The sequence below is a fragment of the Prevotella falsenii DSM 22864 = JCM 15124 genome, from assembly GCF_000613945.1.
GTDB lineage: Bacteria > Bacteroidota > Bacteroidia > Bacteroidales > Bacteroidaceae > Prevotella > Prevotella falsenii.
In genome coordinates, this window is record NZ_BAJY01000014.1 from 23,282 (window position 1) to 48,732 (window position 25,451).

Genomic DNA, 25,451 nt, shown 5'->3' on the forward strand with positions numbered 1-25,451 from the left:
TCGCCTAATAAACGATACGCAAAGTCGTGTTGAGAATATTGCAAATCGAATACGCAGGAAGTGGAAAACCAACTACCAAGTCAGTTTATCATTCAATATAACGCCATCGCCGGCCGGTGAATCGTTTTCTGCAAAGCTATTGGCTTTGTATTGAATGCAAAGCATCAACATTTCATCTTTACCGGTATTCTTCAATGCGCGTTTACCATCAGGAGCCACACGAACAATGCTGCCTTCTGATACGGCGAATATTTCTCCATCAACCTGATACTCACCTTCACCTTTAAGAATGAAGTAAAGTTCCTCGTGTGTCTTATGTGTGTGAAGGAAACCGCTATCTTGATTAGGAACGAGCACTTGGAATGATAGTTCGCTGCCCGTTGCCTGCAATGCCTGACCTACGAATACTTTACCCGGAATTTCTATGTCGCCCATTGGGAGAACGTAGTCTTTAATCTCGTTGAGTTTACCAACATTCACAGCTGTGAAGTTCTTACCTGTTTTAATTGTTTCTACTGTTTTCATAATGCTATTTGTTTATTCTTTAAAAGAGTTGTTACTATTCTTGTTTTGACAATGCAAAGATAGTGTGTTTCAATGGTTTATGCAAGTAGGCACGCAAATGTAAGCCGGTTACTTAGAAGTAAGCAATATTGAAAATGAGCAAGTTAAGTGTTTTATTTTTAGCACTGTTTAACTATAAAATAAGAGCTACTCAAACTATAATAGTTACTTTTGTATAGTAATATAATTTTAAACCCCTATTAGCTATGAATAGAAATGAAGTAAGAGATGCTCTTTTCCCCAATTGTCCTGTCCGGAATGTGTTGTCGAGAATAGGGGATAAATGGTCGATGTTAGTACTTTTCACATTAGAAGCTAACCAAAATCAGCGTTTTAAAGAGTTGCAGCGCAATATTCCGGATATATCCCAAAAGATGCTGACAGCTACTCTCAAAATGCTTGAAAGTGATAGGTTGGTACATCGTGAGGCTTTCCCCGAAATTCCACCACGTGTAGAATATTCGCTTACCGATAAAGGAGAAAGTCTGTTGCCCCTTATAGACAATTTGCTGGTGTGGGCAAGTGAAAATATGAATGACATTATGGAATCGAGACAACGTTATTTATTGAAATGATGGTAGCTTCTTGAAAAGCTGACCAAAGGCTCATCAATGGAAATAAAAAAAGGAGTTACGAAAACGTAACTCCTTTTTATGTAGCGGGACGGGGCCACGATCCCCGGACCTCCGGATTATGAATCCGACGCTCTAACCAACTGAGCTATCCCGCCATCAAACCCTTTAACAAGTTGCTTTTTAAAAACGGTTGCAAAGGTATATAAAAAAAAGTGAACTGACAAAATTTATTTGAAGATTTATTGATGATATTTTTAAAATATAGTTCTCAAGCGGTTGTATAACCGTATTAAGACCTTTGTTAGGATATAAAAAATGAAAAATAGGTGGCTACTCTGATAATTTTGTGTAATTTTGCAAAGCAATTTGTGCGTAAATGTACATTGCGCAATGGGAAATGTTTCGCATTAAAAAGTTAGACATATTTATAATAAAACAGTTTGGAATGCTTTTCGCAGGAACATTCGTCATTAGCTTGTTTGTGCTGATGATGCAGTTCTTGTGGCAATATGTTGATGAACTGATTGGTAAAGGTCTTACGCTTGATGTACTTGGCGAGTTCTTTTGGTACATGAGCTTGATGATGGTACCGGAAGCGTTGCCGCTTGCCGTGTTGCTATCGTCGCTCATTACGTTTGGAAACCTTGGCGAAAGTTCCGAACTTACAGCCATCAAGGCTGCAGGTATATCGCTTATTAAGGCTTTTAGAGGAGTAATGGTATTTACATTATTCATAGCACTTGTGTCGTTTTACTTTCAAGACAGTATCGGACCTAATGCAAAAAAGCATTTCAATCAGTTGCTAATATCGATGAAACAGAAGAGTCCTGAATTGGAAATACCGGAAGGCGTCTTCTATAATGGTATTCCGGAGACCAATCTTTATGTTGAAAAGCGCGATTTGGAAACGGGACGCCTATATAATATAATGATTTACCGCATGACCGATTCGTATGAAGACCAAGCCATCATACTTGCCGATTCGGGATTATTACAATCGACAGCCGAGAAGAAACACCTTATATTGAACCTGTGGAACGGCGAGTGGTTCGAGAATATGCGTTCGCAGGAGTTGGGCAGTAGTGCCAGCGTACCTTATCGCCGCGAATCTTTTGTGCATAAAAAGTTGGTTATAGACTTCGATGCCGACTTTAATTTAACCGATATGGCGGGAATATCGGACGATGCCCGTACAAAAAGCATTGCCAAGATACGCCATGACAAGGATTCGATAGTTCAAGTTTACGACAGCATAGGTAATGCGTACTATAAAGATGCACGGCAGACGCTGTATCCTGTTTTGAAGCTAAAGCGGAAAGAAATGGAAAAAGCCATGACGCTGGCTTCAACCAAAGATTTTGATTTAGACTCGCTTTATAGCAAAATGCGCCCCGAAGAGCGCAGACAAACCATTGACCGTGCTTTGATGAATACGCAGCAGGCGGTTTCCGACCTTGACTTTAAGAGTATGATAACCAGCGATGGCGATAAACTTATACGAATGCACGATATTGCAGAAATAAATAAGTATCTATTGTCGCTGACTTGTCTTATCTTCTTTTTCATCGGTGCACCTTTGGGCGCAATTATCCGAAAGGGAGGTCTGGGCGTTCCTATTATAATAAGTGTGTTGGTCTTTATTATTTATTACATATTAAATAATACGGGCTACCGAATGGCAAGGCAAGGCGACTGGGCTATATGGTTCGGACGAGGCTCTCGCCTGCAATTCTTATTCCAACAGCCATATTCATTACTTATAAAGCAAACAACGACTCGGGAGTGTTCAATATCGACCTGTATCGCAATCTTGCCATGCGCATTTTGGGTCTGCGGATAAAACGAAACATCAGCAGCAAAGAAGTCATTATTAATATGCCGAAGTATGCTGATGATGCCAATGTATTAAGAAAAATGAATACGGACATAGTAGCGTATGTGAAGAAAAGCAACTTAAAGTCGCCACCTAATTTTATCAGGACATTCTTTAAATATCAACCCGACCACGAAATAGAACGCTTAAGCAACGACCTTGAAACGGTTGTCGAAGATTTAGCCAATACACGCAATAAGGTGATACTCTCCGAACTCAACCAATACCCTGTATTGGTAACAAAGGCGCATACCCGTCCTTTTGAGTACAAGTGGCTGAACATTACTTCTGCCATCATTCTTCCCGTCGGCTTGTTCTTCTATTTCAGAATGTGGGGTTTTCGTTTGCGTTTGTATCGTGATTTGAAAACAATAAAACAAACGAATGAAAACATTATTGCTGAAAGCGATAAAATAATAGTTAAACAGCAACAGAAACAGTAACAATTAAAACAATTATAATCAAACCGAAGGTCGCGTTATATAACTAACATAGACCTTAAACTTAGAATACAATTATGGAGAACTTCAAACTCAGTAGCATTGAAGATGCAGTAAAAGACTTTAAAGAAGGTAAATTCGTTATTGTAGTCGATGATGAAGACCGAGAAAACGAGGGAGACCTCATTATGGCTGCTGAAATGATTACCCCTGAAAAGGTGAACTTTATGTTGAAAAATGCTCGTGGCGTACTTTGCGTCCCGATAACGCTTTCGCGAGCCAAAGAATTAGATTTGCCACATCAAGTAACTGATAACACATCGGTACTGGGCACACCGTTTACCGTAACCGTAGATAAACTGGAAGGTTGTTCAACGGGTGTGTCTGCTCACGACCGTGCCGAAACCATAAAGGCACTGGCTGACCCAAATTCAACACCACAGACATTTGGACGTCCCGGACATATAAATCCATTGTATGCACAAGATAACGGTGTGTTGCGCCGTTCAGGACATACCGAAGCAGCCATCGATTTATGCAAGATGGCAGGCTGCTTCCCGGCAGGTGTGCTAATGGAAATTATGAACGACGACGGAACAATGGCACGTATGCCCCAACTCATTGAAAAAGCCAAAGAGTGGGATATGAAAATTATCAGTATCAAAGATATTATTGCTTACCGCCTAAAGCGAGAAACAAGCATCGAAGTTGGTGTGGAAGTTGATATGCCTACGAAATATGGACACTTCCGCTTAATTCCCTTCCGACAGACTTCTAACGGCGTAGAACACATGGCACTCATTAAAGGCGAGTGGGGAGAAGACGAGCCTGTATTGGTGCGTGTGCATTCTTCTTGTGCTACCGGCGATATACTCGGAAGCGAGAGATGCGATTGTGGCGAACAGTTGCACAAAGCAATGGAAATGATAGAGAAAGAAGGAAAGGGTGTGCTGATTTATATGCAGCAAGAAGGCAGAGGTATAGGATTGATGAACAAGATGGCTGCTTACAAACTGCAGGAGCAAGGCCTTGATACTGTAGACGCCAACTTGCATCTTGGGTTTAAACCCGATGAACGCGACTATGGCTGTGGTGCTCAGATGTTGCGCCATCTCGGCGTGCACAAGATGCGTTTAATAACCAACAATCCGACAAAACGTGTAGGCTTGGAAGCATACGGCTTGGAAATACAAGAGAATGTTCCTATAGAAGTACGCCCGAACGAATATGACTATCGCTATTTGAAAACAAAAAAAGATAGAATGGGACACGATTTACACTTATAAAAAGTGCTAAACTTACATGAGTTCGGTATAAGATTAGCCGGCATATTGCTTATTAAGATACTTAAAGAAAGAGTTGATTATGGTTTAATATGCTTATAATCAAGAATAAATCAAGTATCTCCGGGCTTAAATTCTTACACCGGACTCGCATTATTCATGAACGTTTTCTCTCAGCCAAATGAGCAATGCTAAATTCATTTGAGCATTGCCATGGCGAGAAAACGCACTTTTCGAGGAACGAGAAAAGAACGAAAAACAGACAATAAAAACGTAAATATTTTTCGCAACAATACCTGTTACCTAACTATCTCATCATCAACGCATTACAAAACCTATTGTTTTGCATTCCAAAACCGTAGGTTTTGCACGGTAAAAGCGTAGGTTTTACAACGCAAAACCTACGGTTTCGCAACGCCAAAGCGATTATATCACTTTTTAACAGAATTATCTTTACAAAATTAAACCGAAAATCTCTCACGGTTTCAATAGCAGAACTTGCTTAAAAACATCTGCGAGATTACCTGTTTAATCTGCTCTCTTGTGCCGAATTCACATTAAACTTATAGAGAAAATACACCTTAATATATATTAAAGACATTATTTCATGGGTTGAAAATGAAATAATGTCTTTGTTTTTTCGTTTAAGTCATACTAAATAAGTAGATTTGTGATGCAAGAGAAACAAACTATTATGAAGCAACGAAATAATAAATACAAAGTATATTTGTATTCAACAACAAATGTTTAACTTAAAAACATGCAAGGTATGAATAAGACATATAGAACAGAAAGATTTTATAAAAGTGTCGCAATAATGCAAAAAACGTAGTAAAACAAGCAAAAAGCAACAGTTAAAAGATGTTAATTCTGAATATAATTCTCTATTAATTGTTATCTTTGCCGAAAATGTGCGGAAAAAGTTGGCATTCATTTGGCAGCTAAATATCCAATCAGTTTAAAATCAATTAGATATTAATAATTCAATTCATTTATAACTAAAAAATTAAAAATTTATCATTTATGGCAACTACACAACAAAAAGCAGCCCCACAAAAGAAATCAGAGGGCTTCACAGGAGTTAGAGGCGCATTTTGGATTATCGCAGTTTGCGGTGTCGTAGCATTCGTATTGTTCTTTACATGGTTTGCTAACGATATGCACTTCCAAGATCCAGGCACAAAGGAACACCCGGCTGACGTATGGGGTACTATCTTTAAAGGAGGTATCGTGGTTCCTGTTATCCACACTTTGCTGCTCACTGTGCTCGCTATGTCAATCGAACGTTGGTTGGCTTTGAAGACCGCTTTTGGTAAGGGTGCTCTCCCTAAGTTCGTTGTAAACATTAAGTCTGCATTGAATGCAAACGATATGAACAAGGCTAATCAGCTTTGCGATCAGCAGAAAGGTTCTGTTGCAAACGTTGTAAAGGCTTCTTTGAACGCTTACAAGTCAATGGAAAACGGTGCAAACGCAAACTTGAAGAAAGCACAGAAGGTTGCTAAGATTCAGCAGGCTCACGAGGAAGCAACTCAGCTTGAGATGCCAACTCTGACAATGAACCTCCCTATCATTGCAACACTCGTTACACTTGGTACACTTACAGGTCTTCTCGGTACCGTAACCGGTATGATCAAGTCGTTCTCTGCTTTGTCTGCAGGTGGTGGTGCTGACTCTGCTGCACTTTCTGCCGGTATTTCTGAGGCGTTGATTAATACTGCATTCGGTATTGCTACTTCTTGGTTTGCAGTAGTTTCTTACAACTACTTCTCAAACAAGGTAGACAAGTTGACTTACGCACTCGACGAGGTTGGTTACTCAATTGCTCAGACATACGAAGTAAACCACACAGAAGAAGCTTAATTTTTGCTAACCCTTTAAATACATTATCGCTATGGGTAAAGTAAAAATTAAGAAAGAAGACGTTTGGATTGACATGACGCCGATGTCAGACGTTATGACCTTGTTGCTTACTTTCTTCATGCTCACCTCTACATTCGTAAAGAACGAGCCTGTGAAAGTTAATACACCGGGTTCAGTGTCTGATATGAAAGTGCCGGAAAATGGTGTTCTCACAGTGCTTATCAGCCCTGAAAAGAATGCTGCAGGTCAGCCGACTGGCGAAGGCCAGGTATTTATGAACTACGACAATACTAAAGAGTTAGGTCAAATTGTAGATATGGTTGCACAACTTACACCAGAGCAGAAGAAAACTTTCTTGGCTGAATCTACATTTGGAGCACCATTGGACAAGCTCCCAACCTACTTGAGCAAGTCTGCAAAAGTTCGTAGTGAAGAACTCCCAAAGATGGGTATCCCTCTCGATAGTATCGAAGGACAGGAGATGACAGAATTTCAACAGTGGGTAAATGCAGCCCGCCAAGTAAATCCTAAAGTTAGAATTGCTTTGAAATCTGACGCAAACACTCCTTATGGTACAGTTAAGAAGGTAATGAACGAACTCCAAGACATGGACGAAAGTCAGTACTATATGATTACACAGTTGGACGCTAAAAAGGCTGCACAAGCAGCTTCTAAGGAGAACTAATAATGGCAAATAAAAAAGAAAGCAAGCAGAAAAAGATGACCGTTCGCGTAGACTTTACGCCAATGGTGGATATGCTTATGTTGCTTATTACATTCTTCATGCTTTGTACATCACTTAGCAAGCCTTCAACTATGGAGCTTACCATGCCAAGTAATGACAAGAATATAGATGACGCAAAGAAGAATGAAGCAAAGGAGTCTCACTCTATTACCATCTTTATTGGTGAAGATGACAAGATGTTCTACGGTGAAGGTAAACCACAGCTTGACAATCCTAATTGGTTGAAGAAAGCCGATTGGAGCACCGGCAAGACCGGTATTCGTTACGTTCTTCAACACAAGGAAGTAGACAATGGCGCAAGCGTTCCTTACAACGATATGCGCATTGCCGTACAAGAATTGCAAAAGAAGAAGGCTGCTAACGAAAAGGCTTACCCTGACAGCATTTATCAAGCTGAACTTACAAACATCAAGTTAGGTAATGTAAATGGCAAAAAGATTCCAACCTTGACCGTCATTATCAAACCAACTGATAAGGCTTCTTACAGTCATCTTGTAGATATTCTCGATGAAATGCAGATTTCATATATTGCAACTTATGTCATTGATAAGCTTACCCCGGAAGAAAAGGCTTTGCTTTTGACAAAGGGTATTAAGGCTTAATGTTATTGATGTATAACAATTAAAGAAAAAAGACATGGCAAAAATAGATCTATACGATCCTAAATGGGTCGATATGGTATTCGCTGATAAAAACAAAGCATACGGAGCATACCAACTTCGTAAGTCAGTTTCACAGCGAAATATCAAGTCATTAGCTATTCTGCTTGTTGCTGCATTCCTTGGTGGAGGCTATCTGGCTTACCAGATTAAGAAACACAATGATGAAATTGCAGCGCAAGAAGCATACGCAGCAAAGATGGAATTAGCAGCTCTTGAGCAAGCTAAGAAAGACCAAGAAGAGCGTAAGAAACAACAAAAGAAAGAAGAGCCCAAGAAGATTGAGCCAGAAAAAGTTGTTCCTGAAACTCGTGCTACTGTAAAGTTCACAGCACCTGTCATTAAAGATGACAAAGATGTTAAGGAAGAAATGCCACCAATGGTCAAAATGAATAAAGAGACCAAGCTATCGGTGCCGAAACAAAAGAAGGTGTTGAAGACCGTGGTGTCGTAGCTGATAGAAGTACAGTGGCAACGCCAGAGCAAATCATTCCGAAGATTGAGAAGCCTGTAGCTGAGGCTCCTAAGATAGAAGCTCCAAAGGAAGATATTGAAAAGAAGATCTTTACTTTCGCTGAGCAGATGCCGGCTTTCAAGGGAAATGTAAATGCATGGCTCACTTCTCACTTGCAATATCCTGCAGTAGCTGCTGAAAATAACATTCAGGGAAAGGTAATCGTGAAGTTCGTTGTCGGTCGCGACGGTTCTGTTAGCCAAGCGCAGATAGCACGTGGCGTAGACCCGGCACTCGACCGTGAAGCTCTTCGCGTAGTGAACAGTATGCCAAAGTGGATTCCGGGTATGAACAATGGTCAGCCTGCAAACGTTTGGTTCCAGCTTCCTGTTACATTTAAACTGAACTAATTCAAATTTATGAAACGAAACATATTCTACATATTCGTAGGATTGATACTATCCGCAGTCTCTCTCTCCTCTTGTGGGGAGAGAAAGGCTAAGGACGGTAGAACAGATACACCGACGTCAGGGACGATTAAGTTCGCCGCTGACGAAAGTTTTAGTCAATTTATCGAAGAGGAATTGCAAGTATATCAGTATCGCTATCCTCAAACGCATCTCTTGCCGGTCTATACTGACGATAACACCGGAATGAAGATGCTGCTCGACCTAAAGGTTAATCTTTTGTTTACATCTCACGTTCTACAGAAAGGTGAAGATGCAATATTAAGAGGTAAAGGACCTATTCCGTCTGTATTCCCCATTGGATATGATGGCGTAGCATTTATCATTAATAAAAGTAACTTAGATTCATGCATCACGGTTACCGACGTAAAACGCCTTCTTAAGGGCGAAGTTACGGACTGGAATCAGCTTTACCCTCATTCAGACAAGGGAAAAATAGAAGTTGTATTCGACAATAAAGCATCAGCAACACTTCATTTCGTTGTTGATTCAATATTAGAAGGAAAGAACATTAAGAGTCAGAACATTATTGCAGCTAAGAACAGCAAGGCTGTAATAGAATATGTAAAAAAGACTCCAAACGCAATAGGTGTGATTGGTTCAAATTGGTTGAACGACCGAAGCGACTCTACCAACACCACATTTAGAAACGATATTCGCGTAATGGCAATATCTAAAACAAGTAAGGCAGAAGATTATAACAGTTGGCAACCTTATCAAGCTTATTTCCTTGATGGGCGTTATCCATTTGTCAGAACTATCTATGCCATTGTTGCCGACCCACATAAAGCATTGCCATGGGCATTTGCAAACTTTATTGCCGGACCAATAGGACAAATGATAATATTGAAAACCGGTTTACTTCCCTATCGTGGAGATATCACTATTCGTAAAGTGAAAGTAAAGAACTGATAGCATCATATTAAACTTTTTATGCTGTATTAAGTCTTTGTTACTAATCCGGTATTAAGTTTAACTAAATAAAAAATGATTATGAAAACAAAGAAATATTTATTAGCCGGAGCTTTGATACTAAGCTTATCAACTCCTGCAATAGCTCAAAACGATGGCTATAAGGCTGCGCTTAACCCAATTATCAGTGCTATCGAGGCTGCTCCTAACGATGCAAAAGCAGGTAAGGATCTTATAAAAGAATACTTAAAGGTTTATAAGAAAGACGAGCAAGCCCTCACAGCTCTTGGTAATGTATATTTGGCACAGCGCAATTTTACCGAAGCAATGAAGGTTGCAAACTCCATCGTTACCAACAAAAAGATGAACGGAACATTGGGTTACCTCCTTCTTGGCGATATTGTAGCATTGCAAGACAGCTTGGGTAATGCAGGTGCAGCAGCACAACACTATGCTACTGCTATCAGCCTTGACCCTCACAACGTAGCAGCTTACGAACGTTACGCCAAAGTTTATCGCCACGTAAACCCTGAAGTTGCAGTTCAGAAACTTGAGGAACTACGCAAAGTAGAGCCTAATTACCCGGTAGAAGCAACTGCAGCAGAAATTATGCTCAGCGACGGAAAGTATGATGAAGCACTTTCTTGGTACGAAAAAGCCAATCGTGCAAACTTAACAGAAGATAACTTCTATAAGTATAGCTACACTGCTTTCATTCTCCGCAAGTATGATAAGGTATTAGAAGTTGTGAAAGCCGGTTTGCAAAGATTTCCCAACAGTGAATATATTGCACGTGTTGGTATGATGGCGGCAGTTGAAAAGGCTGACTTCACCGACGCTTTAGATTTTGCGAACAAGATGTTTGCAGGTTCAGGCAAGAAGGTTGCCAACGACTATGCTGTTTACGGCAAGGCATTAGCCGGCAATAAAGAATACGATAAGGCAATGGAGAACCTTAACAAGGCACTCGAAATGGACAAGGACAATCTTGAACCGATGAAGACCATTGCTGAAGTTTATGCAGCACAGGGCGATGGCGACAAGGCTTTGAAGGTACAGATGGATTATCTTTCAAAAAATCAGAATGCCAACTCTAACGATTGGGCTAAGCTCGCTCAGACATGGATAGAGAAGGCAGAAACTGAAACCGACAAGGCTGTAAAAGACGCCTATTTGGATAAAGCCATTGCCATTTACGACCAAATGGTAGTTAAGTTCCCATCTATTTCAGACTGGATTTGGTCTAACCAAGCTAATGCAGCACAGATGAAGAACGATGCTGACAAGGTTGCTGACATCTACAAGAAGATTGCAGCATTCGAAGAAGCTAAGCCACAGCTTGACGACGACTCTAAGGCATACTTGGAACAGGTTTACTATGGTCTTGGTTACTACTATTCAAAAACCGGCAATGCTGAAGTAGCTAAGCAATATTTTAATAAGGTATTGACCATAAACCCAAATAACGAAAATGCAAAGAAGGCTTTAGGTCTTTAATCATAAACCATATTTTAATTATAAGGCGACAGCGCAAGCTGCCGCCTTATTTTGTTTCCTATCTTTAAATGTGTTGCCACCATTTTCAACTTATGGTATTGAATTAGCATTATATGACAACAGATTACCTACAAAAAGTTGTGAGTAAAATTGAAAAGCCACAGAAAATGGAAGTAAAAGACAAAATATACGGAACATTCTTTGGGCAAGCCATCGGCGACGCGCTCGGTTTAGCCACAGAGTTTATGACGAAAGCAGAGGCACAAGAGAAATATCCGGACGGACTGAAGGAGTACAGCCAAATCGTCAGAGACTATCATCGGGCAAAGTTCCGACCGGGTAGTTGGAGCAATGATACCGGCATGATGCTGTGCATTGCCAACGCCATTATTGAGAATAAGGGCATAAATCTGCACACCATTGCAAGGAATTTCAAGCAGTGGCTCTATGCTCCCGAAACACGGGGTATGGGGCAAACCACCTTTAAAGTAGCGTCGGTAGCCGAATATGTAGAGAAGGCACAACCAAGTGGCAGAGCTGATTTGGCGAATGTCGCTCACTAAAAACGCTGCCAATGGTGCTGTAATGCGCACAGCAGTAATTGGATTGCTGAAAGAAATACCTGAGAAACATACAAAAAACTATTACTACAAACCATAAAAACGCATCATTCTAAAACAAATATTTAATTTCCTTTTTGATTGTAAAAAATAATAATTATATTTGCATCACTATTGCATAAAGGTTAAATAATAATTAAAAGCATATACAGAAAGCACAAAAGGGAGTAAGCTGACCTACTTAAAAAGAAAGCAGTTCCCTATTGAAAATTATCTTCGTGCCGAGCAGAACAAACGTGCAGAGGTCTTAAACCCAAATCGGTCATTAGGACGCATTTGCATAGATTTGTTATTACTGTCATGCTTCCTTACTGCTTTAGTCCGCTTGCCGGCATCTGAGCAGCCATTACATCTCGCCGTAGCCCGCTACGCCTTCGATGAAATGCCGGCACAGCTGCTCAACAATCGAACAAAATCAGTCAAGCACTCTAACGACCGATTGAGGTTAAATGAGGCACACACCAAGCACAGTACAACTCGCCGAGGAAACAGTTTCGCCTAATTCAGTCTGCTATTACGCATTCATTTACAATCAAATAACCGTCGCTGCAAGCGGCACAATAAGAAAAATTATGAAAAGAACTTTACCTATCATCACATTCCTCCTGCTCTCTGTCTTGCAGGTATGTGCACAAAAGAAAAACTATGACTTCCAAGAAGGAATTCTCTTTTACAAGATTACAGATGCAACAAAGCAACTTGTAGAAGTTACCACAGAGCTTGACGAACTCTTGGAAACTACGGGAACGCTATACAATAAGCCGCTTGAAGGCGATATTGTTGTTCCATCTAACGTAAAATACCAAGGCAAACAGTACGCAGTAGCGGGCATTGCCGACAACTCTTTCGGCGGTTGCATTAAGGTTACATCAGTTACCATTCCTGCCAGCGTAACCACCTTGGGCGAACAAGTATTCCTTTCTTGCACGAACTTGAAACGCATTACGGTCGATAAAGACAATTCAATACTGAAAGATATTGATGGTGTACTTTTCAATAAGAGCGGAAACAAGCTGATTGCTTATCCCAATATGAAATCAGCCAATTATGAAATTATGGAAGGAACAGAAGAACTTGGCGCAGCTCGTTCTTCCTTTGCAATAAGATTGAGTCGATTAAACTTCCTTCTACCCTGAACAAAGTAGGCATGCTTGCTTTCGGTCATTGCACGAAGTTGCGCGAAATAACAGTTCCTCATAGTGTAACAGACCTCGAGGACTTTGCTTTCTATGGCTGCAAGAGCTTGGAAAAGGCTGTTATCAAAGCTGACATCTCCGAACTTAAACAATATATGTTCAGCACATGCACAGCCTTAAAGGAAGTTTCACTACCCGCCAGCATAGAGTATATTCGCACTTGGGCATTCGACAGTTGTGTTTCAATAAAAAACATTACACTGCCGGAAAAACTGAAAGGCATTGAGGCTAATACCTTCAATAGTTGCGAAATGCTGACCGAAATAACATTCCCTGCAAGTTTGGAGGAAATAGGTTCGTACGTTTTCGATGGCTGCAAACAATTAAAGACCGTAACTTGCTTACGCGAAACACCGTTAGAAGGCATGGCTATGGGGGAAAGTGTCTTTGAAAGCATAGATAAGACGAAGTGCGAACTGAAAGTGCCCAAGGGGCATAAGGCAGAATATGCCGCTGCCGAGCAGTGGAAAGATTTCACCAATATCACCGAACACGAACTCACCGGCATCAGTCTGCCTGTCAATCAAAACAAGGACTTGAAGACAAGTATCTTTACGATTAACGGCCAACACCTGCCGGCTAACGCACAACCCACAGAGGGCATATACATCATCAACGGTAAGAAAATGTATGTTAAGTAGCAGAGAAACATAGCATACTCATCATTTTTGAGAAGCTACCGGAATATTATAGATTTTTAAAAGCACCGTTTTACTGTCGGCACAATTCCATTGTACCGGCAGTAAAACCACGTTACATTCTCGGTACAACGGCGTTGTACCGGGAGTACGGTGATGTTGTACTAAAACCGAATATTTGATTAGACCCGATTTTTCTTTATTTACAGAATTCGTATATAACGTTAGTTCGGCATAAAAAAGCAGGTTAAACAGGCTAATATCGCAGTTGTTTTTAAGCAAGTCCGCTGATGAAACAATGAGCGTTTTTCGGTTTAATATTGTAAAGATAATTCTGTTAAAAAGTGATATAATCGCTTTGGCGTTGCGAAACCGTAGGTTTTGCAATGTAAAACCTACGCTTTTACCGTGCAAAACCTACGGTTTTGGAACGCAAAACAATAGGTTTTGTAACACACTGGCGCATAGATGGTTACGCAATGACAATTCTTCTGAAAAATATTTACACTTTTATTGCCTTTTTTTCGTTCTTTTCTCGTGCCTCGAAAAGTACATTCTCTCGCCATGGCAATGCTCAAATGAATTTGGCATTGCTCATTTGGCTGAACGCAAACGTTCTTTTCTCGTTCCTCGAAAAGTGCGTTTTCTCGCCATGGCAATGCGTAAATAAATTTAGCATCGCTCATTTAGCTAAACGAAAACGTTCATATACAACGTGAGTTCGGTGTAAGAATTTGAAGACGAAGATACTTCATTTCTTTTTGATAATAAGTATATTAAATCACAACCGGTTCTTTCTTTAAGTATCTTAATGAATAATATACCGACATAATTCTTATACCAACTCACGTTTTACATAATAATTTCAGCATACATTTTCGTATGTAAAAAATAATAATTATATTTGCAATACCACTACGTTAGTATTGATTAATACCTAAAAGTACATACTAAAAGCAGCGAAAGGGAGTCAGCTGCCTTACTTAAACAAAAAGTAGCTCCCCCATTTAACAACTATAATCTATTGGAAATATGGAAAGAAAGCATTTACACGTAATTGGTTTCTTGCTTGCGGCATTATTCCTGTCTGTGCCAACCAAAGCTCAAACACAGGAAAATACTTCCAAGAAACTGCAACTGAACCAACAGAAAGCACCTGTCGGAAATTTACCTCCGGAACTGAAAGGATTGGAATTTGACGATTTTTATGGTGCAAACTATTTTCCACAAAAGGTGGGAGCACCCTACGCACCTATCTTTTATGTATTCTACATGGACAATCAGTCGAACACTACCATCAATTCCGTAGAATTTGAATATTGGTTCGACAACGACCGCACAAACGTTAAGTATAAGACACGCGACGATATTCAGCTTTCACCGGGGCAGTCGATGCAAGACGGGGTGGGCTTTATCTCGTTCGAAGCACCAAACGACACACGCCCACACATCATTACCATAAAGCCTTACAAAATAAACGGTATGGAAGTAGATATGGGTGTGCGTGTTAAACCTTTCCGTCAATACTTTGTCGAAGGCACTTACCGTATGCCGACACACTATGTAGAGGTGTTTGCAGACCCTACCGACAAAAAGGCATACGACCTTTATCGTGGGCTTGCCACAAGCATTGTAACCCTGCAACACAAAACAAAGCAGAAAAATCGCTACGAGTTGGTAACATTCGTGAGCCAATCCGGAGAAGCAACATTCAAGGCAAGCCAACAGGAAAACGAATTGGCGAAGATATATAAGATAGGCGAAATACCAAGAATGATGGTGAACAGAAACCTAATGACACCATACGGTACGCTGAACAACCACACACAGCTGGAAGACCTCAGCACCTATTCGCCTGCAATGAAGATTAGTTCAAAGGTTACTGACGTTTACGAATACTTGCTGCAACGTGGTTTCTATGGTCCTGCCTTTGCACAAATGACCCCTTCTGTAACAAAGAAGAGCGACGGAAAGTGGGTTTGCAACATCAGCGGACAGATTTCCGAACAACAGGAAACAAAGGGTTTGCGTATGAACATCTATCTCGTAGAGAACAACTTTATTCCTGAAACCGACGATGACGGCTACGTGGAAATTCCTGACGGCACCGTGTATAACAAGTTTGTAAAGATGATTAGCCCGGTAGACGGTTACGAACTCAAGGTGAACAACGACCGGACATACACGTTTGTTACCGAGCCATTTGCCATCGAAAACTTCGCAGCCGACAAGTATCGCCTCGTTGCTTCCATCATTGACCCTTGCACCGAGCAACCTTACTTGGCATCTGTGCTTCAGTCTTGTGGCGTAAACGTTACCAACGAACAGCCGGCCGAAATTACAATGACTACCGCACAGGAATCCGGCGAAATAAGTTTTGCCCTCGCAGCAAAAGAGGCAAACACGCCTATCAGCATCGACTGGGGCGACGGCGTAGAGGTAAACTACACCCTTGGTACTGATTTCAGTGAAATAAAGTCGGAAATAAAAGGTGCCGATCTAAAGATAAAGGGCAACATTACGAAGCTGAACTGTATGGCAAACAAGCTAAAAACGCTGAATATATCTAACTGTCCCAAGTTAGAAGTACTGCAAGCTGCCTACAATTACTTATCGGAACTCGACTTAAGCCACAGCACCGAACTTCAAAATCTTGAGATATTCGGCAGCAACAGCATTTCAGAACTTGACCTTTCGCATTGCAAAAACCTCGTCAGGTTGGTGGCTTCGCAAAACTTCCTGTCTGATTTAGATGTCAGCAAGTGTCCGAACCTCACCTACGTGGACTGTTCTCGCATGAAGCGCATCACGGAATTAGACTTAAGCAACTGCCATAAAATAAAGCATATCATAGCCAACGAGTGTTCAATTGAGAAGCTCACCATTCCGCAAGATGCACCGCTGGAGGAGCTTTCTTGCACGAACAACAAACTTACGAGCCTCGACCTGACAGCATTCAACCGGCTTAAGGACGTTAATTGTTCAAGCAACCCCATCGCATCGCTCAAGGTTAGTTCTCCCGAGTTGCTGTCTTTGTACTCTATGGAAACCAAACTTACAAGCATCGACCTATCGAAACTTACCAAGCTAAAGTTCCTTATGCTCAAAGGAAACACCGGTATTACATCGATCAACTTTAATAACAATAAGGAGTTGGAAGAACTTGGATTTAGCTCTTGCAAGATAAGCGAAGTCGATTTGAAGCCTTTGAAGAGTTTGAAAAAACTGTGGTGTAGCAAAAATCTATTCACAACGCTCGACCTTTCGCAGAACAAGGACATAGCACTGTTAGATGCAACCGAGTGTAAACTCACCACGATTGCATTCCCCGAAAACAATGCAACCTTAGAAAAAGCATTGCTCTCCAAGAATGCTTTTGAAGCCATTGCTTTCAACAACCTCTCTGCGTTGAAGGTAATCAACCTGCGAACGAACAAGCTGACAAAGGTTGAACTAAAGGGCTTGAGCAGTTTGGAAGAGATGGAACTGTCGTACAACCAACTCCACAGCGTAAGTTTGAAGGAATGTCCGAGCCTTAAACAACTCGGCGTTACTGCCAACGGCATGACCGCCTGCGAGCTTAACACCCTATACAACGAGCTGCCCACCCTGCCTTCGATGCCAAAGAAGTACAACCTATACAACGGTACGAAGAAGGACGAAGCCGCATTGACAAGCAAAACATCTATCGCAACGGAGAAGAACTGGAAGGTTTATGTGGAAGGAGATGGTAGCGGCTGCACCGACGGAATAAACAATGCCGATGCCGACAATACGCTCTCCATTGCTGCAAGCGAAGGTTTGTTGCGCATACACAGCCCGTTTGCCCGGTCTACCATACGTGTTTACACACTCGACGGAAAGCTTTTGGCACAGCAACACCTTACCCGGCAAGACACCGTTATAAGTGTTCAGTTTAACGGAGCCTGCATTGTTCGCTGCACCGACGATGCTACCAACAATACAACGATGACGAAAGTTGTGCTTTAAGCATTTATCAAACAAATATAAAAGGAGAGTTGTGGAACCATTCCACAACTCTCCTTTTATATTGTATGTACAACTATTGGCTGCCATTCAGCTACGAATAATATTCAGTCTGCAACACTTTCGCAGAATAGAAACTTAATGGAAACAATCTGTTTTATAGGCAAGAAGAAGGTGGTAAAAGTATAAAGATTTTACATAGAAATTACTTTTGCTTAACTATTTGGTTATCAAAGGTTTGCAATAGTGCCTATTTTACATTGCAAAAGCGGCTGTTTTGCACGGTAAAAGCGTAGGTTTTGCAACGCAAAAGAGCCACTATTGCAACACAAAAGCGCAGGTATCGTTTTTTACTTATACTTTTCTTTACAAATCATGGTGGTTTTACGTGTAAATCATATTTGCATTTAGGGATAGAATTTATTCCGTTCTTGAATATCCAAGAAACATTTATCTATCTTTGACACCGAGTTCTTTAAGAACCTGTGGTGCATCTTCATCGCCATATTCAGCTGCTTTTTTATACCATCGTATGGCTTCGTCTATGTTTTTCTCTACACCATCGCCACGTTTATAACAGTTTCCGATATAGAACATAGCCCATGGTTCGCATCCATTTGCAGCTTTAAAGAGCCACTCTAAGCCCTTTTTCTTATCGGGTTTTTCACCATTCCAACCTTCAAAATAAAGAATGCCAAGATGGTATTGCCCTAAAGCTGAACCTGCATAAGCTGCTTTCCGATACCAATCCATCGTCTTTTGAGCGTTAAATGCTACGCCCCAACTATTCTCATAGCATTTTCCAAGACTGATATATGCGTCTATACTGCCTGCTTCAGCAGCCTTCTGATAGAACCTAAAAGCCGTTTCATAATCTTCGTTATCGAATGCTTCGTCGGCTTTTTCAAGCAATTTATCTGCTTCGGTTGCAGGTTTTCCTACATAATTGGCAGCCATTCTGTGCGGAATTTCCTCTTGTGCAACTCCCATCAAAGGCATAAACAGAGCGCAAAAGCCTAAAACCAACGTCTTCATTTTTCGATTAAGACGTTACACAAGGCGAATTGCAAGCGGTTCGACCGTGATAAGATGACGCTTGTAAAGGTCGCCAACGGCTTTCTTGTAGACTTTCTTTGACACTTGGAAGAGGCGTTTTATGTCTTCAGCATCGCTTTTATCGCCAAGGTTGCACACACCGCCGTTGTCCTTCAAGTATTGCAGAAGCACTTCGGCAAAGTCTTTTGCATATTGCTGCCCTATTGGTTGCAGCGTGCAGTCAATCTTTCCGTCAGGGCGAACAGAGGCTATATAACCTTTCATACGGTCGCCCGTGTGGACGTATTGGAACACTTGGTCGCCATAAACAAGGGCAGGATACTTGTTGTCGATGATGACTTTGAAACCGAGTTCGGTCTTTTGCCAAATCATCAAATCGACCTTCTCGCCTTGTTTGTACGCCGGTTTTTCTTCCTCGAAATAATGTTCCACTTTCGCCGATGCTACCAAACGGTAAGTTTCTTCGTCGAGATGTACGTGCACGATATACGATTCGCCTATCTGCATACGCTTCTTCTGCTCGCGGAACGGACAGAACAGGTCTTTCGTTACGCCCCAATTAAGGAATGCACCGTACTCGTTTACCCACGAACATTCCAAGTATGCAAACTCGCCCACTACGGCAAGTGGCTGTTCGGTTGTAGCAATAGGGCGTTCTTCTTGGTCGAGATACACAAAGACACGCAACTCGTCGCCCACCGAAACACCTTCGGGAACATACTTTTGAGGCATCAATATTTCGCCTGCACGCCCACCGTCGAGATACAATCCGAATGGGTCGCCATTGCCTTCGCGCAATGCCACCTTCAACACAGTCAGCGTATTGTAATCTCCTATTCTTAGTTTTGCCATTTTCTGTTTCCTTTCTTACTTTATTATACCGCCCCGACTTCGCCGTCCTCTTTCACTATATGTCCGTCTTTCAAGTGTATGGTGCGGTCGGTTAGTGCAGCCAATGTTTCGTCGTGTGTAACGATGACGAAAGTTTGTCCGAACTTATCGCGCAACTCGAAAAAGAGTTTATGCAATTCTTCCTTGTTTTTCGAGTCCAAACTACCCGACGGTTCGTCGGCAAGAATTACGGCAGGGTTGTTCATCAATGCCCTTGCCACTGCCACACGCTGCTTTTCTCCTCCCGAAAGTTCGTTAGGTTTGTGGGTCGCACGGTCGCTTAATCCCATAAATGCCAGCAGTTCTTCGGCACGTTTGCGTGCTTCTTTGGGTTTCATACCTGCAATATAAGCAGGAATCATAATATTTTCGATTGCAGTAAACTCCGGTAAAAGCTGGTGGAATTGGAACACAAAGCCAAGATGTTTGTTGCGAAACTCGCTTAGTTTATTGGTCGATAGCGTGCCGGTTTCTATGTCGTCCACTACAACCGAGCCACTATCGGGCTTATCTAACGTACCAAGAATTTGCAGCAGCGTGGTTTTGCCTGCTCCCGAAGGACCGACAATGCTCACTACCTCGCCTTTCTCAATGCGCAAGTCAATGCCTTTCAGCACTTGCAGCGAACCAAAACTCTTGGTAACACCTTTTATTTCTATCATAATTCTATCTTATTTTCTTTTGCATAAAATTACGGACGACATCGTAAGCACTGCGTTCTTCGGTGTGTTGCGACTGTGCAAACGTCATTCCGTCCATACGGTTGCCATACTGGTCGGGGAATATTATCATAAGTGTCTTGCTCTTGAAGAAGCGATTTACTTCTTCCGGAATGCGCTCCATCGCATTCTTATAAGATATTGTGCCTTTCGTGCCGTAACAATCACAAACAAATGGTCGTCGTTTACCTCGTTCGCTAAATGCGGAAGTTCGTTCCAATGCTTCATTTCGGCATATTCGGCACGCACATTTGGGTGGCGGTTACGAATATATCCCATAATAAGTTCGAGAGATTCTTGGCGAGCGTGGAACACAATACGACAGTCGGTATTCGACGCCAAACGTGCAAGCCGTTCCAACCAACGGTAAAAACCGGGTTCAAACTCTGCCCGCGAAGGCACAGCTACTTGTATGCGACGAATCGTATTCAGCGGTTGTACAATGCGGGCAATCGTTATTTGCCGGCTCAAACCGTTGTACAAGCTCTGCGTAAACTGCCCCCAAAAGCCTTTCGATATAGCTTGTCGGGAGTGCAGACCCATTACAATTTCCGATGCTTGGAACTCTTTGAAGGCGTGTTTTATACCGTTGGCAATGTTGGCAGCTATGCGCACCTGCGTTACCATCGGCACGTTGGCAGACGTTGCCTGCTTATGCAGATGCTCCAAGAGTTGTCGTCCTTCTTCCTGATTGGTTGCTGCATTCACATCGTCGTAGACAACGTTCAGTCCGACTATCTCGCTTTTCAGCTTGGAATTGCGCATCATCATTGCCAACGAAAGCAGATTTTCGGCATACTCCGGATATTTCACCGGCACAAGAATACGTTCGTCGCCATCGGTTTTCACCATTTCGGGTTCTTCTTTCTTCGTTAAACGAATCTTTTGAGCCGCCCGCTCGGTTACAAGCGAAGATATTACGCAGGTAAAGAGTATCATAATGACGATTCCGTTCAGCACTTCATCGTTGAAAAGGAACTCTCCCGGCGCAACTTCGAGCTGCAAACCCACCATTACCATTGCGATTGCGCCTGCAGCATGGGCACTTGTCAGACCGAAAAGCATATTGGACATTTCTCGTTTCAAGCGGAACAAGAAACCTGCCAAATAGGCAGCAACAGCCTTTCCCACCGTTCCGAAGAACACAATGCACAACACTACCCAAATAATGTGCGTACCCTCGAAAAGCGAACGCACGTTTATCAGCATTCCCACACCTATCAGGAAGTAAGGAATGAACAGTGCATTACCCGTAAATTCAATATGGTTCATCAACGGCGAAAGGCGCGGAATGAAGCGGTTGAGTATAAGTCCGGAGAAGAAAGCACCGAAGATACCTTCCAAGCCAATGGCATCGGACAGGGCTGCAGAAAAGAACAACACGCCCAAAACGAAGAGAAACTGCATCACCGCATCGGAATAACGGCGCAGAAACCACCGAGTGAGGCGCGGAATAAAGTAAATAAGACCTGCCAAATAGAGCGCAAACTTCAGCATAAACCATAACCAGAATACGCCGCCGCTACCGCCTTGATACGAGTTTACTATCATCGCCATGATAACGAGTGCCAAGAACAGCGACACCATTGTTGCCCCGACGCTAAGCGTAGACGCAGGGTGCTGCGAAAGACCGTAACGGCCTACTATCGGATAAGCCACAAGCGTGCTCGACGACATAATACAACCCAGCAGCAAAGACGACATCAGCGAGTAATCCAACAGATAGGTTGCCATCAGGAAAGTCAGCACATAGGGAGTAACGAAGGTAAGCAAGCCGAACGACAGAACACGCCATTTATTCTTCTTCAGACCTTCCATGTCCATTTCAAGACCGGCAAGAAACATAATGTAATATAGCCCGACGCTGCCAAACAATTCAAACGACGCATCGCGTTTCAGTATGTTAAATCCGTACTCGCCTACCAACACACCTGCCAAAACCATTCCGATGATGTACGGAATGCGCAGTCGTCCCATAATGATGGGCGACAACAAAATCATCATCAATACAACAAAGAATATCAATGTTGGGTCGGTGATTGGAAAATACCGGGCTATATTGAACATGTCTGATATAATTAAATATCTGCAAAGATAGCAAAAAGTTATGGGTTGAGTAGGCATAGTAGAGAGTTTTTTGTATTTTTGCAATTGAAAACTATATAGGTTTACGCTCCACGTCCGGTCCATCAAGACTATTATAGGCAAGCGTAACCTCATTAAAACAACAAATACAAGGATAATGAAAGTAGCAATAGTAGGTGCCAGCGGTGCAGTAGGTCAAGAGTTCCTCTGCATATTGGCAGAAAGAAATTTCCCATTAGACGACCTTGTTCTTTTCGGTTCAAGTCGCTCTGTGGGCAGAAAGTACACATTCAAGGGTAAGGAATACGAAGTGAAACTTCTTCAGCATAACGACGATTTCAAGGATATTGACATTGCTTTCATCAGTGCAGGCGGCGGCACATCGGCTGAATTTGCCGACACAATTACGAAGTACGGCACTGTAATGATTGACAATTCGAGCCAGTTCCGTATGGACAAAGATGTGCCATTGGTTGTTCCGGAAATCAATGCCGAAGACGCACTGACTCGTCCACGCGGCATCATTGCCAACCCGAACTGCACCACCATTATGATGGTAGTGGTTTTAAATCCCATCGAGCAGCTAAGCCACATCAAGCGCATACGCATCAGCAGCTATCAGAGTGCTTCGGGAGCGGGTGCAGCAGCGATGCAGGAGCTGGAACAGCAGTACAGGGAAATTCTTGAAACGGGCGAGGCAAAGACCATCAGCAAGTTCCCACACCAATTGGCCTACAACGTAATTCCCCAAATCGACAAGATGACGGAAACCGACTATACCAAGGAGGAGATGAAGATGTTCTACGAAACGCAGAAAATCATGCACTCCGATGTTCGCACCAGTGCCACTTGCGTGCGTGTATCGTCGCTCCGCAGTCATTCGGAGTCGGTTTGGATAGAAACGGAAAAGCCTTTGGAGATTGCCGAAATACGCAAGGCACTCGAAGCTGCACCCGGCGTTACGCTCGTAGACGACCCGCAAAACTACGTTTACCCCATGCCGTTGGAGAGTGCAGGCAAAGACGACATCTACGTTGGGCGCGTTCGCAAAGACCTTGCCGACGAAAACGGCACTACGCTTTGGCTCACGGGCGACCAAATACGCAAGGGGGCAGCCCTCAATGCCGTGCAGATTGCCGAATATCTGATTAAGGTGGGCAACGTAAAGTAAGCCTCCTCCAATTATTATACAAAAGAAGCAGCATTACCGAACCTAAGGAACGGTGATGCTGCTTTCTTGAGCTGTTGGCGGCAACGTATTTTACTTGTGCGCCTTATAATACTTCACGGCTGCTTCCACGTTGGCTTTTACGGCTCTCGACGAGAAAGTTGCACCGCTTACGCCGTCTACCGAACCGACCTTCGAAATGCTTTTACCATCGAATTTAGGCAACATATTGGAAGTTACCAGCTCGAAATACTTTGGCGTTTCGCGGTTTTTCAGTGCTACCACTTTATTCTTTTTAATATACACTTCCAAAGGCGTTGCACCCTTATAACCGCGCACATTGGTTGCCAGTGTTGTTGTGTTTACCACATACGTGCCGTCTTCTTGCTTACGCATCACATTGTCTTGCCCCACGGCTGCAAAGGCCAAACCCGCTGTTGTTAAAGCTACAACGGCAAAAGCTAAAATTTGTTTCTTCATATTTCTTACTGTTGTTACTGATTATTGACGAATGTCGTTACTTATTTATTCGTATGCAAACTTACATAAAATAATCGAATTACAGGGGTGATTGCATAAAAAAGTTGAGTCCTTACGGTGTCTATGAAAAAAGAACAAAGGACTGATAATACACAGAAAAAGGCAAAAAGCAACGGAGGGGGTGTCTGAATAGGGTTATTCTCTTTCATCGCCCTCCCCCATTGGTATAGAGATTGTAACTCCATTACGGCAAAACACACTGTTTTTTATCTTGATTAAATAAGCATTTCAACAGTTGTTAAAGCCTTGCCCGTAACAAAGAAACTTAGCTACTTCTTTATTATCTTCTTGCCATTGACGATGTACACACCCTTGGGCAGGCTCTCGAACGTACCCTGCAAACCTACGCCCTGCAGTGTATAGATTCCTTTCGCAGCCACAGCGTCGGCATTTGGTGAGTCGATGGAAGTTGGATCTTTCGTTATTACGACTTTACTCTTTACCTTCTCTCCGTCCAATACAACAGCATGTATCTCCGCATCGAACTTAGCTCCCGCAGGTTGCGTGATATTGCAACCCTCCAATATCAAACCGGCAAGGTCGCAGACAGACCCTTTCTTTGTGCCCTCCGCAGTTACATCAGCATTCCTAATAGTAACTTTCTCATCATAAGTGCCATTAATTCCGGCAATGCCATATAGCCCTTTAGCGTTCACAGTGCAGTTGTCAATAGTGAGATCGGTTATTCTTACATAGAGAGCACTTGAACTTTCAGCCTGCAAATTAAGTACACCTCCGCCGGTAATGGTCGCCGATTTGTCTACTTGAAGGGCTGTATATTCATCTGAGATTATATTATTGGTACCGGCAATCTTGATTGTCAAGCCTTCCGTGTTCGATGTTATGCCATTTTCCTCTCCTCCATTGATTGTTGCATTCTCCAGTATCAGCGTCTTGGTAGCCGGAGTGTAGGTTGCTTTTCCCGTAACACCATTAATCACAGAAAGGTCGCCGCAATTAGTAGAAGTTACCTTTGTACCTGCAATATAAAGGTCGTATTCGGTCTGTGCCTGCACAGGCATGACATACATTGCGATGAACGGCACAGCTATCGCTGCGCAGATGTTCTTAACTGAAAATGTTCTCATGAGTTAGTAATGCCTCCCTGTTAAACCCTTCTTGAGCAACGCCATATTGGAGACGTGGGCGTTTAGATTGATTATTATAAACAGCCATTTATAGACTTCTATATTAATAGCCTTTTTACAGCCTTCGCAAG

20 protein-coding genes, 1 tRNA gene and 3 pseudogenes are annotated in these 25,451 nt (G+C 42.4%); 16 read left to right on the top strand and 8 right to left on the bottom strand.

The window, feature by feature from the left end; genetic code table 11:
- Positions 1 to 72 precede the first annotated feature (72 nt).
- A complete protein-coding gene (locus JCM15124_RS06770) occupies positions 73 to 525 on the bottom strand; it encodes a cupin domain-containing protein (RefSeq protein WP_024998811.1) in 453 nt (150 codons plus the stop codon).
- 245 nt (positions 526 to 770) lie between these two features.
- On the opposite strand from JCM15124_RS06770, the gene JCM15124_RS06775 reads away from it, so the two are divergent.
- A complete protein-coding gene (locus JCM15124_RS06775) occupies positions 771 to 1,139 on the top strand; it encodes a winged helix-turn-helix transcriptional regulator (RefSeq protein ID WP_024998812.1) in 369 nt (122 codons plus the stop codon).
- Between the two features lie 81 nt (positions 1,140 to 1,220).
- Here JCM15124_RS06775 and JCM15124_RS06780 read toward each other — a convergent pair.
- A tRNA-Met gene (locus tag JCM15124_RS06780) sits at positions 1,221 to 1,294 on the bottom strand.
- Positions 1,295 to 1,536: 242 nt separating this feature from the next.
- Between JCM15124_RS06780 and JCM15124_RS13620 the strand changes: the two are divergent.
- The 14 genes and pseudogenes from JCM15124_RS13620 (at position 1,537) to JCM15124_RS06845 (ending at position 17,776) form a co-directional block, all read left to right on the top strand.
- Positions 1,537 to 3,455: pseudogene (locus tag JCM15124_RS13620) on the top strand (LptF/LptG family permease).
- Between the two features lie 74 nt (positions 3,456 to 3,529).
- Positions 3,530 to 4,738, top strand: a complete 1,209-nt coding sequence (locus JCM15124_RS06790) for a bifunctional 3,4-dihydroxy-2-butanone-4-phosphate synthase/GTP cyclohydrolase II (RefSeq protein WP_024998813.1) — start codon at positions 3,530 to 3,532, stop codon at positions 4,736 to 4,738.
- Between the two features lie 1,020 nt (positions 4,739 to 5,758).
- Positions 5,759 to 6,598 (top strand): MotA/TolQ/ExbB proton channel family protein, encoded by an 840-nt coding sequence (locus JCM15124_RS06795; protein WP_024998814.1) that lies wholly within the window; start codon positions 5,759 to 5,761, stop codon positions 6,596 to 6,598.
- 31 nt (positions 6,599 to 6,629) lie between these two features.
- Entirely contained in the window at positions 6,630 to 7,283 is a 654-nt protein-coding gene (locus JCM15124_RS06800) for an ExbD/TolR family protein (protein WP_024998815.1), read from the top strand.
- A gap of 2 nt (positions 7,284 to 7,285) precedes the next feature.
- A complete protein-coding gene (locus JCM15124_RS06805) occupies positions 7,286 to 7,945 on the top strand; it encodes an ExbD/TolR family protein (protein WP_024998816.1) in 660 nt (219 codons plus the stop codon).
- Between the two features lie 34 nt (positions 7,946 to 7,979).
- Positions 7,980 to 8,866, top strand: a pseudogene (locus tag JCM15124_RS13625) (energy transducer TonB).
- Between the two features lie 9 nt (positions 8,867 to 8,875).
- A complete protein-coding gene (locus JCM15124_RS06815; RefSeq protein WP_024998817.1) occupies positions 8,876 to 9,835 on the top strand; it encodes a PstS family phosphate ABC transporter substrate-binding protein in 960 nt (319 codons plus the stop codon).
- A gap of 81 nt (positions 9,836 to 9,916) precedes the next feature.
- Positions 9,917 to 11,332, top strand: coding sequence for a tetratricopeptide repeat protein (locus JCM15124_RS06820; RefSeq protein WP_024998818.1), 1,416 nt, complete (start codon positions 9,917 to 9,919; stop codon positions 11,330 to 11,332).
- 140 nt (positions 11,333 to 11,472) lie between these two features.
- Positions 11,473 to 11,895: an ADP-ribosylglycohydrolase family protein gene (locus tag JCM15124_RS13630; RefSeq protein WP_232220112.1), complete on the top strand. Its 423-nt coding sequence runs from the start codon at positions 11,473 to 11,475 to the stop codon at positions 11,893 to 11,895.
- Entirely contained in the window at positions 11,861 to 11,992 is a 132-nt protein-coding gene (locus tag JCM15124_RS16950; RefSeq protein WP_262499271.1) for a hypothetical protein, read from the top strand. The genes JCM15124_RS13630 and JCM15124_RS16950 overlap by 35 nt, the downstream gene beginning before the upstream one ends.
- A 246-nt stretch (positions 11,993 to 12,238) precedes the next feature.
- A complete protein-coding gene (locus JCM15124_RS15885) occupies positions 12,239 to 12,454 on the top strand; it encodes a hypothetical protein (RefSeq protein WP_156930685.1) in 216 nt (71 codons plus the stop codon).
- A 70-nt stretch (positions 12,455 to 12,524) separates the two neighbouring features.
- Positions 12,525 to 13,088 carry a leucine-rich repeat protein gene (locus JCM15124_RS16555; protein WP_232220113.1) on the top strand — a complete coding sequence of 188 codons (564 nt, stop codon included), beginning with the start codon at positions 12,525 to 12,527 and terminating at the stop codon, positions 13,086 to 13,088.
- On the top strand, positions 13,085 to 13,789 hold the full coding sequence (locus JCM15124_RS16560) for a leucine-rich repeat domain-containing protein (RefSeq protein ID WP_232220117.1): 705 nt from the start codon (positions 13,085 to 13,087) through the stop codon (positions 13,787 to 13,789). Before JCM15124_RS16555 ends, JCM15124_RS16560 begins: the two co-directional genes overlap by 4 nt.
- 1,029 nt (positions 13,790 to 14,818) lie before the next feature.
- A complete protein-coding gene (locus JCM15124_RS06845) occupies positions 14,819 to 17,776 on the top strand; it encodes a leucine-rich repeat domain-containing protein (protein WP_024998821.1) in 2,958 nt (985 codons plus the stop codon).
- A 447-nt stretch (positions 17,777 to 18,223) separates the two neighbouring features.
- Here the strand turns inward: JCM15124_RS06845 and JCM15124_RS13640 are convergent, their stop codons facing one another.
- From JCM15124_RS13640 to JCM15124_RS13645, 4 genes and pseudogenes are all read right to left on the bottom strand, one after another.
- Positions 18,224 to 18,808, bottom strand: a complete 585-nt coding sequence (locus tag JCM15124_RS13640; protein ID WP_024998822.1) for a tetratricopeptide repeat protein — start codon at positions 18,806 to 18,808, stop codon at positions 18,224 to 18,226.
- Between the two features lie 15 nt (positions 18,809 to 18,823).
- Entirely contained in the window at positions 18,824 to 19,681 is an 858-nt protein-coding gene (locus JCM15124_RS06855) for a CvfB family protein (RefSeq protein WP_024998823.1), read from the bottom strand.
- Positions 19,682 to 19,704: 23 nt separating this feature from the next.
- Entirely contained in the window at positions 19,705 to 20,382 is a 678-nt protein-coding gene (locus JCM15124_RS06860) for an ABC transporter ATP-binding protein (protein WP_024998824.1), read from the bottom strand.
- Between the two features lie 4 nt (positions 20,383 to 20,386).
- Positions 20,387 to 22,506, bottom strand: a pseudogene (locus JCM15124_RS13645) (cation:proton antiporter domain-containing protein).
- A 175-nt stretch (positions 22,507 to 22,681) separates the two neighbouring features.
- Between JCM15124_RS13645 and JCM15124_RS06870 the strand changes: the two are divergent.
- Positions 22,682 to 23,695, top strand: a complete 1,014-nt coding sequence (locus JCM15124_RS06870; protein ID WP_024998825.1) for an aspartate-semialdehyde dehydrogenase — start codon at positions 22,682 to 22,684, stop codon at positions 23,693 to 23,695.
- A 90-nt stretch (positions 23,696 to 23,785) separates the two neighbouring features.
- Here the strand turns inward: JCM15124_RS06870 and JCM15124_RS06875 are convergent, their stop codons facing one another.
- Together JCM15124_RS06875 and JCM15124_RS06880 are read right to left on the bottom strand one after the other, a co-directional pair.
- Complete coding sequence (locus tag JCM15124_RS06875) at positions 23,786 to 24,172, bottom strand: FMN-binding protein (RefSeq protein WP_024998826.1); 387 nt, start codon at positions 24,170 to 24,172, stop codon at positions 23,786 to 23,788.
- Between the two features lie 329 nt (positions 24,173 to 24,501).
- Positions 24,502 to 25,320, bottom strand: a complete 819-nt coding sequence (locus JCM15124_RS06880; RefSeq protein WP_024998827.1) for a hypothetical protein — start codon at positions 25,318 to 25,320, stop codon at positions 24,502 to 24,504.
- Positions 25,321 to 25,451 lie beyond the last annotated feature (131 nt).